Origin of the sequence: Salmonella sp. 32031103-2018-00083-FB-01-SM-01 (assembly GCF_017571995.1) — a bacterium.
GTDB classification, from domain to species: Bacteria; Pseudomonadota; Gammaproteobacteria; order Enterobacterales; family Enterobacteriaceae; genus Salmonella; species Salmonella enterica.
In genome coordinates this window covers 83,640-99,408 of the sequence record NZ_JAGEQL010000002.1, presented here as the reverse complement: position 1 = coordinate 99,408, position 15,769 = coordinate 83,640, and the positions used below count along the sequence as shown (strand labels likewise).

Below are 15,769 nucleotides of genomic sequence, written 5' to 3'. Positions count from 1 at the left end.
TCCCTGTTATGAAAGGACAACACCGTCTGGATCTCATTGTGGCGTATCTGAAAAACCATACGCTGGTTACGGTAGAACAGCTGGTTGAGGCGGTTGACGCATCACCAGCCACTATCCGTCGCGATTTGATCAAGCTGGATGAGCAGGGCGTGATCAGCCGTAGTCATGGCGGCGTGGCGCTGCGGCGTTTTGAACCCGCCCAGCCCACCACCAATGAAAAACAACTGCGATCGCCTGCTGAAAAACGGGCGATCGCACGCGTTGCCGCATCGCTGGTGAATGCTGGCGATGCCGTCGTGCTGGATGCAGGTACGACAATGATGGAGCTGGCGAAATGCTTAACCCATCTTCCGCTGCGGGTCATCACCGTCGATCTGCATATTGCGCTGTTTTTAGCTGAGTTCCGGCAAATTGAAGTGACGATTGTCGGCGGTCGTATCGATGACAGCAGTCAGTCCTGTATCGGTGAGCATGGGCGTAAGCTGTTGCGTAGCGTGTATCCGAACATCGCGTTTATGAGCTGTAATTCATGGGGGGTAAAAACGGGCGTGACGACCCCAACGGAAGATAAGGCCGGGCTTAAACAGGAGATTATTGCTAATGCGCAGCGCAAAGTGTTGCTGGCGGACAGCAGTAAGTATGGCGCGCATTCGCTCTTTAATGTGGTGCCGCTTGAGCGCTTTAATGATGTGATTACCGACGTCAATCTGCCGCCGTCAGCGCAGGTTGAACTGAAAGGGCGCGCTTTTGCGCTAACGCTGGTGCAGCCGGAGTGACAGCGCCGTCAGGCGCTGCCAGTGGTGAATCAGACCGCAGAAATATTGCGGCCGTAGTAAATCTCGCGCATCTCTTTCCACAGCGCGGCGGTGATCTCCTGGCGTTCGGTTTCAGTGAGATCTTCCGGTTTGGTGTGAAACATGTAGTGCTTAAGATCGAACTCCTTAAGCAGCATCTTGGTATGGAAAATATTTTCCTGATACACGTTTACATCCACCATGTCATACAGCGACTTCATATCTTCCGACATAAAATTCTGAATAGAATTAATCTCATGATCGATAAAGTGCTTCATACCGTTGACGTCGCGCGTAAAGCCGCGCACGCGGTAATCGATGGTGACAATATCGGACTCTAGCTGGTGGATCAGGTAATTGAGCGCTTTTAGCGGTGAAATCACCCCGCAGGTTGACACTTCGATGTCGGCGCGAAAGGTGCATAGCCCGCCTTCCGGATGGCTTTCTGGATAGGTATGCACGCAGATATGGCTCTTATCGAGGTGCGCCACCACGGTTTCCGGCAGCGGGCCGGGATGTTCGGTTTGATCTATAAGTTTCGGGTCGATCGGCTCTTCGCTCACCAGAATCGTGACGCTGGCGCCCTGGGGTTCATAATCCTGACGGGCGATGTTCAGGATGTTCGCGCCGATAATGGAGCAGGTCTCCGACAGGATCTCGGTCAGTCGGTTGGCGTTATAGAGTTCATCGATATAGGCGATATAGCCATCGCGCTCTTCTGCGGTTTTGGCGTAGCAGATATCGTAAATACAAAAACTCAGGCTTTTCGTCAGATTGTTAAAGCCATGCAGTTTCAGCTTTTTCAATTTTTATCACCTCCTTAACGTCACTGTGCGGACAGTGCGTCATGTAGATATTGCGGTAGCGCAAATGCAGCGGCATGAATAGCCGGGTTGTAATAGCGACATCTGAGGCCGGCGGCATGAAAACGCGCCTGAATAATTTCGCTCGACAGGTGACGAAGAGCGTCGTTGTCCGTCGCCCAGGCGAAGGTCATAATGCCGCCGTAATAGGTCGGAATCGCCGCCTGGTAGAAGCCGACATCGCTGAAGTAATGACTCAGCTTGCGGTGGCTGTCGAGCGCTTCATCCTGTTGCAGGAAGCACACGCCGTTCTGGGCGACAAAAATGCCGCCCGGATTCAGGCAACGCTTACAGCCTTCATAAAAGGCGGAGGTAAACAGGCTTTCGCCGGGGCCTATCGGATCGGTACAGTCGGAAATGATCACATCAAAGGTCTGATGGGTCTGATTGACGAAATTCACGCCGTCGTCGATCACCAGCGTAAAGCGCGGATCGTCGTAGCTGCCGGCATTGTGGTTGGGTAAATACTGGCGGCAAAACGAGACTACGCCAGCGTCTATCTCCACCATGGTGATGGTTTCGACGTTTTTATGCCGGGTAACTTCACGTAGCATTGCGCCGTCGCCGCCGCCGATAATCAGAACGTGTTTCGCATGACCGTGCGCCAGCAGCGGGACGTGGGTCATCATTTCATGATAAATAAACTCGTCGCGTTCGGTGGTCTGTACCACGCCGTCCAGCGCCATCACGCGGCCAAAAGCGGCGTTTTCAAAGATGATTAAATCCTGGTGATCGGTTTTTTCATGATACAGAACGTTGTCTACGGCAAAGTACTGACCAAACTGGTCGTGTAGCGTTTCATGCCACATCGTATTTTCGGCCATTGGCTGATACCTCCATTGTTAACACCCGTAAAAAAAGGGCGCAACATCATAGCTAACAATGACCGTGGATGCACGGTCATTATTTCAGCAATAGGATCGCGGAGGATTATTTAACGTAGGCTAACAGGCTCAGAGAATCGCGGGCCAGAGCTTTACATTTTTTAGCGACCGGAATACCGATGCCGCTAAGATCGCGGTAGCTGTCTTCGCCCAACGATTTCATATCGAAGGTGTCGTAGTTACTCAGGTCCCACTGATTTTGCTGGGCGAAAAAGACCAGCGCACGGCGAATCTGACTGTTGGGTAAATTTTGGTAACCACAGTCATTTTTCAGAAAAACGAAAACCGCCGTTAAATCGGCCATATCTTCAGCTTCGGATTCAGTAAGCGCATAGCTATTTGCGCATAAGGCCATCAGGCTGCCAAACAACACGGGTCTGAAAAACGTCTTCATTGCTTCTACCACGGCATCAGGGAAAGTCAACGTTAGCATACTGAGAACGTAGCGACGACTTTTATTATCAGGATTGGTCGCGGCGTTTTCATTCTTATTGTATTGCTGTCAGGAATGGTAAAGACGTGTTGCTGGCTTGACCTTCCCGTTAGGGCAGGGTCTAAGCTTAGACACCCGCCTGTTCATTATAAGGAAATGATTATGTTACGCCGTGATTTCTTAAAATATTCAGTGGCGCTGGGGGTTGCATCAGCGCTGCCGCTGTGGAGCCGCGCCGCTTTTGCCGCCGAACGTCCCGCGTTGCCTATTCCTGACCTGTTAACGGCAGATGCGAGCAACCGTATGCAGTTAATTGTTAAAGCCGGACAGTCGACATTCGCCGGTAAGAACGCGACAACCTGGGGCTACAACGGTAATTTGCTGGGGCCAGCGGTACAGCTTCACAAAGGAAAAAGTGTGACCGTTGATATCCATAACCAACTGGCCGAAGACACGACGCTTCACTGGCATGGTCTGGAGATTCCGGGCATCGTCGACGGCGGCCCGCAGGGGATTATTCCCGCAGGCGGAACCCGCACGGTGACGTTTACACCGGAGCAACGCGCCGCGACCTGCTGGATTCATCCGCATAAACACGGCAAAACCGGGCGCCAGGTGGCGATGGGCCTTGCCGGACTGGTGCTGATTGAAGATGACGAGATTCGCAAATTGCGCCTGCCGAAACAGTGGGGCATCGATGATGTGCCGGTGATCATTCAGGACAAACGCTTCTCCGCCGATGGTCAGATTGATTATCAACTGGATATTATGACCGCCGCCGTCGGCTGGTTTGGCGATACGCTGCTGACCAATGGCGCTATCTATCCGCAGCATTCTGCGCCGAAAGGCTGGCTACGTCTGCGCTTGCTAAATGGCTGTAATGCGCGTTCGCTGAATATCGCCGCCAGCGATAATCGTCCGCTTTATGTGATCGCCAGCGACGGCGGCCTGCTGGCGGAGCCGGTGAAAGTCACCGAACTGCCGTTATTAATGGGCGAGCGTTTTGAAGTGCTGGTGGATATCAGCGACGGGAAAGCCTTTGATCTGGTGACGCTGCCGGTCAGCCAGATGGGAATGGCGATCGCTCCGTTTGATAAACCGCATCCGGTGATGCGTATCCAGCCGCTGCGGATTACCGCCTCCGGTACGCTGCCGGATACGTTGACGACGATGCCTGCGTTGCCGTCGCTGGAAGGGCTAACGGTGCGCAACCTGAAACTGTCGATGGACCCGCGTCTTGATATGATGGGGATGCAAATGCTGATGAAGAAATATGGCGCTCAGGCGATGAGCGGTATGGATCATGACAGCATGAACGCGCATATGCAGGGCGGCAATATGGGGCATGGCGAGATGGATCATGGCAACATGGATCACAGCGGGATGAATCATGGCGCGATGGGCAATATGAATCACGGCGGAAAATTCGACTTCCATAACGCTAACTTTATCAACGGCCAGGTCTTCGATATGAACAAACCGATGTTCGCGGCGCAAAAAGGCCGACATGAACGTTGGGTGATTTCCGGCGTGGGCGACATGATGCTGCATCCTTTCCATATTCACGGCACGCAGTTCCGTATTCTGTCAGAGAACGGCAAAGCGCCAGCGGCGCACAGAACGGGCTGGAAGGATACGGTACGCGTTGAGGGCGGTATCAGTGAAGTGCTGGTCAAGTTCGATCACGACGCGCCGAAGGAACATGCCTATATGGCGCACTGTCATCTGTTAGAACATGAAGATACGGGAATGATGTTAGGATTTACGGTCTAATCGCTGTCTCCGACGCAGGCCGGGTAAGGAGAAGCCGCCACCCGGCACAATGCCCGGCATACGCCGGGCATTAATGGTTATTTCGCGTCGTCAGGCAAAGCATAGGCGACGATATAGTCGCCCATCTTCGTACCAAACGAACCGTGGCCTCCGGCAGAAACGACCACATACTGCTTACCGTTTACCTCATAGGTCATCGGCGTTGCCTGGCCTCCGGCGGGTAAACGTCCCTGCCACAGTTTTTCTCCGTTGCTCATGTTATAAGCGCGCAGGTAGTTGTCGGCGGTCGCGGCGATAAACAGCACGTTACCGGCGGTTGAGATTGGCCCGCCGAGCATGGGCATCCCCATGTTGAACGGCACCGGAACTGGCATCGGGAACGGCATACTGTCGCGCGGCGTCCCTATACGTTTCTTCCACACGATTTCATTGGTCTTCAGATCCAACGCGGAAATATAGCCCCAGGCCGGTTGTTTACACGGCAGGCCAAACGGCGAAAGGAACGGATTCAGCGTGACGCCGAACGGTACGCCGTACTGTGGCTGAATACCTGCTTCTGTACCGGTACCTTTCGCGTCTTTCGGCGGCTCCATCGGATTACCCGGGCCGCGTGGGATCAGCTTCGAGACAAACGGCAGCGCCATCGGGTTAGCGATAGCGACCTGACGGTCTGGATCGACGGAAATACCGCCCCATTCAAACATCCCCAGGTTGCCAGGGAATACCAATGTCCCCTGCTCGGACGGCGGGGTGAAGATACCTTCATAGCGCAACTGGTGGAACATAACGCGGCACACCAGTTGGTCGAACATGGTCGCGCCCCACATATCCGCGCCGGAGAGATCTTTTTTCGGGCGGAAGGTTAAATCAGAGAACGGCTGAGTTTTGGCGACGTAATCGCCTTTTGCCGCGCCCTGTGGGACCGGTTTTTCCGGAGCGGGCACGACCAGCTCGCCATTACGTCTGTCGAGCACAAAGATATTACCGGTTTTCGCTGGCGCATAGATAACCGGAACGGTGGTACCGTTAACGGTGATATCCGCCAGCGTCGGCTGTGCCGGCAGGTCCATATCCCACAGATCGTGATGGACGGTCTGATAACTCCAGGCCAGTTTCCCGGTGGTGGCATTCAGCGCCAGGATGGAGCTGGCATAACGTTCCTGCTCCGGCGTGCGGTTACCGCCCCAGATATCCGGCGTGGTCACGCCCATCGGCAGATAGACCAGATCCAGTTTCGCATCATAGGCGGCAGGCGCCCAGGAGTTCGGCGAGTTAAAGGTAAAAGCGTGCTCATCGGCTGGAATCGCGTTCGGATCTTTCGCCCCCGGATCGAAGGCCCACAGTAGCTTACCGGTATTAACGTCAAAACCACGGATAACGCCGGACGTTTCGCGGGTAGAGAAGTTATCCGTGACCGAACCGGCAATGACGATCGTTTTATCGGTGATAATCGGCGGCGACGTCGGTTCATACAGTCCCGGCGTGGTGTCCGGCATATTGGTTTGCAGATTCAGGACGCCTTTATTGGCGAAGGTTTCACACAGCTTGCCGGTTTCGGCATTCACCGCGAAAAGGCGACCGTCATTGACCGGGAGGATAATGCGGCGCGGACAGTCGGCGATGACCTCCGGCGAGGCGGTATCCGCTTTGGCCTCATGATAAGAGACGCCGCGGCAGGTCACATGCTGGAAAGACGAATCGGTCTTCAACTGAGGATCAAAATGCCACTTCTCTTTACCGCTGGCGGCGTCTAGTGCGAACAGACGCTGGTGAGCCGTACACAGGTAGAGCGTATCGCCGACTTTAATCGGGGTCACTTCGTTGGTGATTTCGCCCGGATCGTTGGGTTGTTTCAGATCGCCGGTGCGGAAGACCCACGCTTCTTTCAGTTGGTGAACGTTATCCGCAGTGATCTGTTTCAGCGGCGAATAGCGTTGGCCTTCCTGATTACGTCCATAGGCCGGCCAGTCTTCGTCGGCGATCGACGAGCTTGTTGCGGCGGGGGTGGCGTCGGCGCGAAGCGTACCGTTGATCTCCTGCGGGTCGTTGAAGCCAGCCCAGGTCAGAATGCCGCCGCTAATCAGCAGCGCCACGACCAGCGCCGCCACTGCGCCGCTGGAAGGAACCACCAGCCGATGCCAGACAAACGGCAATATTAGCCAGATGCCGAAAAACACCAGAATATCGCTACGCGGCGTGAGCGCCCAGAAGTCGAACCCGACTTCCCACACGCCCCAAATCATTGTCGCCAGCAGCAAGGCGGCATACAGCCACAGCGCGGCACGTTTACTGCGCCATAGCAATCCGGCCACAACCAGCATCACGAGGCCCGCGATGGGGTAGTACCAGGAACCGCCAATAGCAACCAGCCAGACACCTCCGATAAGAAGATACAGCCCGCAAAGTGCTGCAAAGAGGGCCGTCAGCGTCACGAGTAATCGTGGCGATCGTGCGTTATTTTCTGCCATAAAAAGACACCATCCCAAATTGTTAATTTTTTAGTAGCAATTAAGTATAGGAATTAACATGTGTGATCGTCATCACAAAATGAGCTTTCTTATCAAATGCCGCGAATGAATACGTTTGCTGTTATACTGCGTGCCTTGCGCGTCAATGCGGCGTTATTAGTCACCGGCATTGAGTGATTTGTTTTTAAATCATATGGTTATAAATATGAAACATACTGTTGAAGTCATGATCCCCGAAGCGGAGATCAAAGCACGTATTGCCGAGCTGGGTCGTCAGATTACCGAACGTTATAAAGACAGCGGCAGTGAAATGGTGCTGGTAGGTCTGTTGCGTGGCTCATTTATGTTTATGGCGGACCTGTGCCGTGAAGTCCAGGTTCCTCATGAAGTCGATTTTATGACCGCCTCCAGTTATGGTAGCGGCATGTCCACCACCCGCGACGTGAAAATCCTCAAAGATCTGGATGAGGATATTCGCGGTAAAGACGTGCTGATTGTCGAAGACATTATTGATTCCGGTAATACGCTGTCGAAGGTCCGTGAAATCCTGGGCCTGCGCGAGCCGAAATCGCTGGCGATTTGTACGCTGCTGGATAAACCTTCTCGCCGCGAAGTGGACGTGCCGGTTGAGTTCGTTGGCTTTTCGATTCCGGACGAATTCGTAGTCGGTTACGGTATCGACTACGCCCAGCGTTATCGCCATCTACCGTATGTTGGTAAAGTGGTGCTGCTGGACGAGTAAGAGCAGAAATGCCGGATGGCGTCGCTAAAGCGACTTATCCGGCCTATAGCTAATGGCTTATTGGTGGGGAATGTATTTCAGACTTAGGGCGGAGATACCCTTATGATAGCCGTTCTCCAGCGTTTTTTTGTTGGTGGCGGTGACGTCAAGATCGCGCAGCAGGCCATCATTGATACTGTACGCCCAGCCGTGAATGGTCACATTCTGCCCGCGTTTCCACGCTGACTGCATAATGGTGGAATGCCCCAGGTTATAGACCTGCTCCATGACGTTCAATTCATAGAGCGCGTCCAGACGTTGCTCTTCGGGCATTTTTCCCAACAGCGAGCTATGTTTAAGCCAGATGTCGCGGATATGCAGCAACCAGTTATTAATCAAGCCCAGCTCAGGGTTTTCTACCGCAGCCTTGATACCGCCGCAACCGGAGTGGCCGCAAATGATAATATGCTCAACTTCCAGAACATCTACCGCATACTGAACCACGGAGAGACAGTTCAGATCGGTGTGAATAACCAGGTTAGCCACATTACGGTGAACAAACAATTCGCCCGGTTCAAGCCCGGTTAAACGCTCTGCGGGAACGCGGCTGTCGGAACATCCAATCCATAGAAAGCGCGGTTTTTGCGCTTGCGCCAGTTTCTCAAAAAATCCGGGGTCCTCTTCCACCAGCATTTTTGACCATAGTGCATTGTTGCTGATGAGTGTATCTATGTCTTTCATGGAAGTTAACGACCTGTAACCAAATAAGTGCGTTGGGCTAATATAGGGCAACTCCGTAGTTATTTAAACCATATATAAAGTGTAAGAACGTAAAGTAAGTGAGAATTTATGACCATTGCGCTGGAACTTCAACAACTTAAAAAAACCTATCCCGGCGGCGTTCAGGCGCTGCGCGGCATAGATTTGCAGGTCGAAGCGGGGGATTTTTACGCGCTTCTGGGGCCAAATGGAGCAGGGAAATCGACCACCATCGGTATTATCAGCTCATTGGTTAATAAAACGTCCGGGCGCGTTAACGTTTTTGGTTACGACCTGGAAAAAGACGTGGTTAACGCCAAGCGACAGCTTGGACTGGTGCCACAGGAGTTTAACTTTAACCCGTTTGAAACGGTGCAGCAGATCGTAGTGAATCAGGCCGGTTATTACGGCGTGGAACATAAAGAGGCGGTTTTACGTAGCGAAAAGTATTTAAAACAGCTCGATCTGTGGGAAAAGCGTAGTGAACGCGCGCGGATGCTGTCCGGTGGGATGAAACGCCGCCTGATGATCGCCCGCGCATTGATGCATGAACCTAAGCTATTGATTCTCGACGAGCCGACGGCGGGCGTCGATATTGAATTGCGTCGCTCGATGTGGGGATTCCTGAAAGACTTAAACGCCAAAGGCACCACGATTATTCTCACCACCCACTATCTGGAAGAGGCGGAAATGCTGTGCCGCAATATCGGTATTATTCAGCACGGTGAGCTGGTGGAAAATACCTCCATGAAAAATCTGCTTTCAAAGCTGAAATCGGAGACGTTTATTCTGGATTTAGCGCCAAAAAGCCCGCTACCTAAGCTTACGGGTTATCAATATCGTCTGGTGGATACCTCGACTCTGGAGGTTGAAGTGTTGCGCGAGCAGGGGGTTAACAGCGTTTTTAGCCAACTGAGCGAGCAGGGGGTTCAGGTATTAAGTATGCGTAATAAAGCCAACCGTCTGGAAGAACTGTTTGTGTCGCTGGTGCATGAAAAACAAGGAGATCGCGCATGATGCAGCTTTACTGGGTTGCCCTTAAAAGCATCTGGGCGAAAGAGATCCACCGCTTTATGCGGATCTGGGTGCAAACGCTAGTGCCGCCTGTCATCACGATGACGCTCTATTTTATTATTTTCGGTAACCTGATCGGTTCGCGCATCGGCGAAATGCATGGTTTTAGCTATATGCAATTTATTGTGCCGGGCCTGATTATGATGGCGGTTATTACTAACTCCTACGCGAATGTCGCGTCGTCATTTTTTAGCGCCAAGTTTCAGCGCAATATTGAGGAACTGCTGGTCGCGCCGGTACCAACGCACGTGATTATCGCCGGATTTGTCGGCGGCGGCGTGGCGCGCGGGCTGTGCGTGGGGATTCTGGTGACGGCGATTTCGCTCTTTTTTGTGCCTTTCCAGGTGCATTCCTGGGTATTTGTCGCGCTAACGCTGATTCTGACCGCGATTCTGTTCTCGCTGGCCGGACTGCTGAACGCCGTGTTTGCGAAAACCTTTGACGATATCAGCCTGATCCCGACCTTTGTGCTGACGCCGCTGACCTACCTCGGCGGGGTATTTTACTCGCTGACGCTGCTGCCGCCGTTCTGGCAAGGGTTGTCGCACCTGAACCCGATCGTCTACATGATCAGCGGCTTCCGTTATGGTTTCCTGGGTATCCATGATGTGCCGCTGGTCACCACATTTGGCGTACTGGTGATCTTTATCGCCGCTTTCTACCTGCTGTGCTGGTCACTGATCCAGCGTGGGCGCGGGTTGCGCAGTTAAGCGTTGACAGGGGCGTTGGGTTGCGCTTCGCTTCATCCCATCTACGGGCCCGTAATATCAATGGGTTACGGGTCTGTGGGTGGGGGGAGGCTTGCTGAACCCCAACGCTTCTCTCAGCGAATCTGAATCTCCAGCGTGGCGGTAGCCTGGTATTCTCCGGTGTGGGGGACATGTCCGGTGGTATTGACCGGCGCGGCGGTGAACTCGGTGCTGCCTCTACCGTCGGCGTAATCTTCAATCGGCAATTCGGCGCTGCCGCCGGGAACGATGGTCTTATCGTATTTATCGGAAATCCGTATCCCTAAATTCTCATTGTCGGTTTTCAGGTATTCCGGGTTGTGCGGATCGGTTTCTCCATTCAATGACATTGACAGGTTGGTGCCGTCCGCCACGTTGCTACAGGTAAAGTTTACCTGAGTGGTGACGTGCGAGTTCTGCGGACTGTCGCCGAGGTGACGAATATCTTTGCCCTCAATATCCGGCAGCCTAACCTCGATAACCTGCCCGGCGTTGATGGAACAGGACTGCGGCACGGTAATGGTCCCGGACATGGTGACGTGCGCGATAGGGGGAACGGAGGGGGGAATATTATCTCCACTGCTGCCCGGCGTTTTTGATAAATAGAGATTCATGATCGTTGTTTGCGGGATCGAGATTTCTCCGACCAAAGGATGAGTAATATAAATCCTTACCGTGCCTTTATTGCCCGCCGTCATTGATTTCATTTCTGCATCGCCACAGCCGCCTGCGGAGGCATCATTATTGCTGATTGAGGAAAACGGGACGGGAATATATTCGCCAAGCTTCCCGGCTATATACGCTTCGGTACCAATTTCCAGTTTGCCTGCCACGAGGACATAGTAATCCATATGTCCGTAGTATCGCGTCTCGCTGTGCGTGCCTTTCTGTGTCAGATCGCCGGTGGTCGCAGTGAAATAGTTGTACCCGCGATAATCACTGTTATCGCAGTCGCATTTAGCCGAATATTCTCCGCCTGCTGACCAGTGCTCTTCAACGATGGTTCCCGTCTGGTTCCCATCCGTATCGGTAATGGTCTGATTAAAACTAAAAGGAAAATCATGCGTGCCGCTGGTTGGTTGACACCAGCCGCTTCCGTTGCCCATCGTTCCGTCTGCCAGCGCATGGCCTGAAAATAGCGACAACGCCAGCAGCATCCATAAATTCTTCATTGTGTTCCTCACTGGCAGACGGCGTTCGCCATCACGATGCCGTTCATATTTTTGCTGATATCCAGACGGTAATCCGCGCGGCAAGAGGCGCTTCCCCAGTTCACCAGGAGCAGGCCCTCTTCCGGCAGGCCGCTGAGGAAGACCTGGCCTTTATCGCCGACGATACTGGCCAGGTTCGCATCCTGCCCATCGACGCTTGCCGTCGCGCCAAAGGGCACGGGCTCGCCATTGCTGCGCGTCAGCGTTAACAGCGCGCGATAGCCCTTATGCGTGTCATACGCCGCGCGCACCACCGCATTACGCGTCGGGTAGACAGTCTGGTTGTTGAGTGGAATATCCACGTTGTCGGCAAACGTGCTGCTGTCGAGCGAGATATCGTAGCGATAATACGGAGTGACGTTGGGGATCACCGTATAACCCCGGAAGTCGGTGGCGACGCCGGTCTGGTTTTCAACTGAAACGCCGCTGGCTCCGGGCGCTTTAATTAAAATCGCCGCGCCGGTAATTGGCTGGCTCAGGGTAATACCGTTTTCGTGCGCCAGAATGCCGCCGCTGATGCCGTAGCTGACCTGTTGGCTATCTGGCGACTGATTGTAACCGGCGTTGAGGTTGGCATAAGTGCCTTTGTAGCTGGCGTTTACCCCGCCGGAATCACCGTCTTGTGTGCTGTGGCTCTGCTGTAACGACCAGTTCAGGTTTCTGTCACGCAGCGCGGTGCCGCTAAGGGTGGTGCTGTTCACCGTAGCATCGTGCTTACGCGTGTTCAGCATATAGCTGGCGTATAGCCTGGAATCGAACACCGTAAACGGAACATGCAGCGACAGCGTGAACAGCCGATCGTTCTGGTTATAACGATCGTCGTCGTTATCATCATCGTCATTATCCGATCGGTACTGGTAGGTGTTTTTGTTATAGCTGTAGCTTAACGTATAGCTCACCGGGCCCCAGCTATTGTTGTAGTTGGCGCTCAGAGATTCCATCTGCTGCGCGCTGTGCCAGTAATCTTCTTTTACCCAACTTAGCGTTAAGGAACCGAGCGTATCGCTAATTTGCTGGTTGACTGAAGCTTCGAAACGATTATGGCGCTTGCCGTAGTTATCATAAAAATCGTCGTCCGGGTTGATCACCTCGCTCAGCGAATTGTAGTTTTCGCTGGCGTAACGATAGCCGGCCAGCGAAAACGTGGTGCCCGTACTGACGACGCCCTTGCTGTAGCGGACGCGCCAGGATTGCCCGGCTTCTTTGCGGCCATCGTCAAATTTGGCGTGCGACCAGATACCGTCCAGGGAAATGGCCCCCAGCATCTGCATATTTTGCCCGACGCCGAAGGCGACGGACTGGTATTTATCGCCGGCAATCTGGCTGCCGCCGTACAGCGTGATACCCCACGGCAGGCCGTACAGCAGGGTCGCCTGGCCGAAGTCGTCCAGCGTGTGGTTGTCGTAATCACGATATTTACCCACGGTCACGCTGTATTTTGCCCGTCCGGTGCGCTGCAGAATCGGCAGCGAAGAGTAGGGCACGATAAAATGCTGTTCGCTACCGTCGGCTTCTTTTACCGTCACGTCGTAGTCGCCGTTGCTGCCGGTGGGAAACATATCGTTGATTTCAAATTCGCCCGGCGAAACGGCAGTTTGATAGGCGATATAACCGTTTTGCCGCACGATAACCTGCGCGTTTGAACGGGCGATGCCGCGAATCGTCGGGGCGTAACCACGCTGGCTGTTGGGCTGCATTTGATCGTCAGAGGTGAGCTGGAGGCCGCGAAAAGGTACGCTGTCGAACACGTCGGATGGCGTATTGCTGTCTCCGGCGGTGAACTGGCTTTTCAGCGCGATAATGTCGCGCTGTAAATAGTTATAAACGCTGTTCCAGCTACCGCTCTCGCCGTTATTTGCGCTCCAGTTACTGTAGTTGCGAAAACGCCACGGCCCGAGGTTAAAACCCGGCTGGAGAGCGAGATACTTCGATTCCGCATCGTCGGAATCCTCACTGGAACCGTACTCTTTATAGCCGCTGAAACTGTAGTTCAGCATTAGCGCGGTAATTCCCTCCTGCCACTTTTCCGGCGGCACGTAGCCGCGCGCGTTGTTGGCGATGTAGAGTTGAGGGATGCTTATCGATAATGCCTGTTGCTGAAAATCAAACTGCTGGCTGGCGCCGGGGATAGCGCTGAGATTGACGCAGCTTTTTTCACTCTCCAGCGTTGGAAAAAGGTCGGTTTTGACGCCGTTATCTTTTAGTTCCTGAAGCCGTAAACAGCCCTGTAATGCCTGTTGACCGTCACTGAGCGTCGTGAGTTGAAAATCAACGTTTCGCGCGCCGATTTCTGTTTTGTTGATAATGATAGTGACGTAATAGGTGCCAGGAAGTTGGCTTTTGTCGTTATCAAATGTCGACAGATCGACGCTTGTGCTATTCGCCTGCCCATGGTGTTCAATAAATGCCGGATTGAAATAGTCGCGCGCCCATGCAACATGTGCGAACGTGCTGCCCAGCGCGATACACACAGCGCAGCGCGATAAATAAAATCCCCGGTGTTGCCTTTTGCGCATCGGCACTCTCATCCCTGTCACTCTTCTCAAGGCGTTTGTTTATGTTCGGGGCCAGTACCGCCAAAATCGTTGATGATAGACCAGGCGATCGGGCCGCTGGCGGCGGCAGGCAGCGTGTACTGCGCGTTGCCGAAAGGCGCCACATAGCGCGGGGCTTTTACTTTTTGACTGCCAACGGAAAGGGTGGCGAAGTTCATATAATAGGGCGTGGGGTTCTTCACGGTGAGCGTGCGACCCTGACGCGACCACGTTAACCGATCGGCAACCTCTTCTGGCTTTTGGGTTAACGCTTTTGGCCGGTAAATCAGCTTAAATTCCGCTTTAACGGCCAGCATGAGCGTATTGTGCTTATTGTCCGGATTGCTGCTGGGAATCGATTTAATATCCAGCCAGTACAGCGACTCGCGATCTTCCGGCAAATTGCCGCCGGTACGGATAATTCGCAGTACGTTCTTTTGCCCGCCATTAAGGCGAAAAAGCGGCGGGGTGACCATAAACGGCGCATCGCCGCTCGCCCCGGTTTCGCTGATCGATTGCGCCCAGGACTGAATTAAATAGGGAACGTTGTCGCTATTGCTTATCGATATGGATGCATCTTTGGCATCGCCGTGAAAAATAACCCGCGTTGCGCCGATGTTTATCCCTGCGGCATGCGCCAGCGAACCGCACAACAGGCAACAAAGCAACCCTGCTTTAGCCAATGAATTCATTGATGACCTCAATAAACAAATGGGCCAGCCGACGCTGGCCGCCAGGATCAGTTATATTGCAGATAGAATGTTGCGCTTGCATCGACATTTCCCGACCCAACGGGAACCGCAGTGGCGATATAGCGGGCGGTGAAAGGCATTGAGAGTGTCGTCACCCCCTCTTCTGTAGGGAGCGCGACTGCGGAAGACCATGCCTGAAGATCGTTAAAGGTCACTGGCGCACTGTCACCCGTTTTATCAAGAATTTGCACGCCAATATTCTGAGCATCAGCCTCATTTTTCAGGATGGTCGCATCGGTTCCGTCGAGCGTACCTTCAAAGCGTGCCTGTACATTGCTGTAGATGTTTGCGTCGCAGTTTTCGAGATCGATGGTGAAGCCTTTATCCCCTGCCGTTTGCCCTGCGGCAGTAAAAAGAGAGGCAAATTCGTTCTGTAATGTTACCTCTATTAATACTGAATCCGTTTTTACCGTACAGGCGTTTTGCTGAATGAGGCCGGTGATATGTACGGTGCCGTCTTTAGCGGTGTCTGCCAGCGCGGCGGGGGAGAGGGTGATGGCAGCCAGTGCCACAGCGAGTGTTTTTAAGGTGAGTTTCATTATCTTTGATCCTTTAAGATATTATAAATATTGACATAGTAGCAATATTTATTGTGTGGAAAGTTATTGTTCTTTTTATTCCCGAATGAGTAAATATGATGTTCGATGATTTTTGCGGCGCGAAGAAAAATTCAGAATACATAAATATAAAATATTTATAATATATATTTTATTGATTGTTTTGGTGGGTGTTTGTTTAATAATTGCCGTGATTATACTTTCAATGGGCCAGATTC

The 15,769-nt window shown here is 53.0% G+C and carries 14 protein-coding genes; 5 read left to right on the top strand and 9 right to left on the bottom strand.

Translation table 11 applies throughout. From position 1 onward, the window contains the following. Positions 1 to 8: 8 nt before the first annotated feature. Positions 9 to 776 carry a DeoR/GlpR family DNA-binding transcription regulator gene (locus J4614_RS06825; protein ID WP_000678254.1) on the top strand — a complete coding sequence of 256 codons (768 nt, stop codon included), beginning with the start codon at positions 9 to 11 and terminating at the stop codon, positions 774 to 776. Between the two features lie 29 nt (positions 777 to 805). Here the strand turns inward: J4614_RS06825 and speD are convergent, their stop codons facing one another. From speD to J4614_RS06810, 3 genes are all read right to left on the bottom strand, one after another. Continuing rightward, a complete protein-coding gene (speD, locus tag J4614_RS06820; protein WP_000734276.1) occupies positions 806 to 1,600 on the bottom strand; it encodes an adenosylmethionine decarboxylase in 795 nt (264 codons plus the stop codon). A gap of 20 nt (positions 1,601 to 1,620) precedes the next feature. Next, entirely contained in the window at positions 1,621 to 2,481 is an 861-nt protein-coding gene (gene speE, locus J4614_RS06815) for a polyamine aminopropyltransferase (RefSeq protein ID WP_079841608.1), read from the bottom strand. Positions 2,482 to 2,587: 106 nt separating this feature from the next. Continuing rightward, the gene (locus J4614_RS06810) at positions 2,588 to 2,935 is read right to left on the bottom strand and encodes a YacC family pilotin-like protein (RefSeq protein WP_000846613.1); all 348 of its coding nucleotides are present in this window, start codon (positions 2,933 to 2,935) and stop codon (positions 2,588 to 2,590) included. 201 nt (positions 2,936 to 3,136) lie between these two features. On the opposite strand from J4614_RS06810, the gene cueO reads away from it, so the two are divergent. Then, entirely contained in the window at positions 3,137 to 4,747 is a 1,611-nt protein-coding gene (cueO, locus tag J4614_RS06805) for a multicopper oxidase CueO (protein WP_000946047.1), read from the top strand. 77 nt (positions 4,748 to 4,824) lie between these two features. Here cueO and J4614_RS06800 read toward each other — a convergent pair whose 3' ends face one another. Next, on the bottom strand, positions 4,825 to 7,215 hold the full coding sequence (locus tag J4614_RS06800) for a pyrroloquinoline quinone-dependent dehydrogenase (protein WP_000829733.1): 2,391 nt from the start codon (positions 7,213 to 7,215) through the stop codon (positions 4,825 to 4,827). A gap of 205 nt (positions 7,216 to 7,420) precedes the next feature. Between J4614_RS06800 and hpt the strand changes: the two genes are divergently transcribed. Continuing rightward, positions 7,421 to 7,957 (top strand): hypoxanthine phosphoribosyltransferase, encoded by a 537-nt coding sequence (gene hpt, locus J4614_RS06795; protein ID WP_000683342.1) that lies wholly within the window; start codon positions 7,421 to 7,423, stop codon positions 7,955 to 7,957. A gap of 57 nt (positions 7,958 to 8,014) precedes the next feature. Here hpt and can read toward each other — a convergent pair whose 3' ends face one another. Next, on the bottom strand, positions 8,015 to 8,677 hold the full coding sequence (gene can / locus J4614_RS06790; protein ID WP_000651590.1) for a carbonate dehydratase: 663 nt from the start codon (positions 8,675 to 8,677) through the stop codon (positions 8,015 to 8,017). Between the two features lie 108 nt (positions 8,678 to 8,785). Here can and J4614_RS06785 point away from each other — a divergent pair, with 108 nt between their 5' ends. Together J4614_RS06785 and J4614_RS06780 are read left to right on the top strand one after the other, a co-directional pair. Further along, on the top strand, positions 8,786 to 9,712 hold the full coding sequence (locus J4614_RS06785; RefSeq protein WP_000150628.1) for an ABC transporter ATP-binding protein: 927 nt from the start codon (positions 8,786 to 8,788) through the stop codon (positions 9,710 to 9,712). Further along, the gene (locus tag J4614_RS06780; RefSeq protein ID WP_000983418.1) at positions 9,709 to 10,479 is read left to right on the top strand and encodes an ABC transporter permease; all 771 of its coding nucleotides are present in this window, start codon (positions 9,709 to 9,711) and stop codon (positions 10,477 to 10,479) included. Before J4614_RS06785 ends, J4614_RS06780 begins: the two co-directional genes overlap by 4 nt. Before the next feature lie 113 nt (positions 10,480 to 10,592). On the opposite strand, the gene J4614_RS06775 is transcribed toward J4614_RS06780, so the two are convergent. From J4614_RS06775 to J4614_RS06760, 4 genes are read right to left on the bottom strand one after another with little or no spacing between them, the layout of a single operon-like run. After that, positions 10,593 to 11,669: a fimbrial protein gene (locus J4614_RS06775; RefSeq protein ID WP_000794035.1), complete on the bottom strand. Its 1,077-nt coding sequence runs from the start codon at positions 11,667 to 11,669 to the stop codon at positions 10,593 to 10,595. A gap of 8 nt (positions 11,670 to 11,677) precedes the next feature. Next, the gene (locus J4614_RS06770) at positions 11,678 to 14,224 is read right to left on the bottom strand and encodes a fimbrial outer membrane usher protein (RefSeq protein WP_023220742.1); all 2,547 of its coding nucleotides are present in this window, start codon (positions 14,222 to 14,224) and stop codon (positions 11,678 to 11,680) included. Between the two features lie 26 nt (positions 14,225 to 14,250). Then, positions 14,251 to 14,934, bottom strand: coding sequence for a fimbrial biogenesis chaperone StiB (stiB, locus tag J4614_RS06765; RefSeq protein WP_001086399.1), 684 nt, complete (start codon positions 14,932 to 14,934; stop codon positions 14,251 to 14,253). 47 nt (positions 14,935 to 14,981) lie between these two features. Beyond that, positions 14,982 to 15,533, bottom strand: a complete 552-nt coding sequence (locus J4614_RS06760; protein WP_001632325.1) for a fimbrial protein — start codon at positions 15,531 to 15,533, stop codon at positions 14,982 to 14,984. Positions 15,534 to 15,769 lie beyond the last annotated feature (236 nt).

Bases quoted from the DNA above. Each gene is read 5' to 3' on its own strand.
- J4614_RS06800 (WP_000829733.1), bottom strand. From the start codon at position 7,215: ATGGCAGAAAATAACGCACGATCGCCACGATTACTCGTGACGCTGACG.
- J4614_RS06810 (WP_000846613.1), bottom strand. From the start codon at position 2,935: ATGAAGACGTTTTTCAGACCCGTGTTGTTTGGCAGCCTGATGGCCTTA.
- J4614_RS06780 (WP_000983418.1), top strand. From the start codon at position 9,709: ATGATGCAGCTTTACTGGGTTGCCCTTAAAAGCATCTGGGCGAAAGAG.
- can (WP_000651590.1), bottom strand. From the start codon at position 8,677: ATGAAAGACATAGATACACTCATCAGCAACAATGCACTATGGTCAAAA.
- J4614_RS06825 (WP_000678254.1), top strand. From the start codon at position 9: ATGAAAGGACAACACCGTCTGGATCTCATTGTGGCGTATCTGAAAAAC.
- speE (WP_079841608.1), bottom strand. From the start codon at position 2,481: ATGGCCGAAAATACGATGTGGCATGAAACGCTACACGACCAGTTTGGT.
- J4614_RS06770 (WP_023220742.1), bottom strand. From the start codon at position 14,224: ATGCGCAAAAGGCAACACCGGGGATTTTATTTATCGCGCTGCGCTGTG.
- stiB (WP_001086399.1), bottom strand. From the start codon at position 14,934: ATGAATTCATTGGCTAAAGCAGGGTTGCTTTGTTGCCTGTTGTGCGGT.
- J4614_RS06785 (WP_000150628.1), top strand. From the start codon at position 8,786: ATGACCATTGCGCTGGAACTTCAACAACTTAAAAAAACCTATCCCGGC.
- cueO (WP_000946047.1), top strand. From the start codon at position 3,137: ATGTTACGCCGTGATTTCTTAAAATATTCAGTGGCGCTGGGGGTTGCA.
- J4614_RS06760 (WP_001632325.1), bottom strand. From the start codon at position 15,533: ATGAAACTCACCTTAAAAACACTCGCTGTGGCACTGGCTGCCATCACC.
- hpt (WP_000683342.1), top strand. From the start codon at position 7,421: ATGAAACATACTGTTGAAGTCATGATCCCCGAAGCGGAGATCAAAGCA.
- J4614_RS06775 (WP_000794035.1), bottom strand. From the start codon at position 11,669: ATGAAGAATTTATGGATGCTGCTGGCGTTGTCGCTATTTTCAGGCCAT.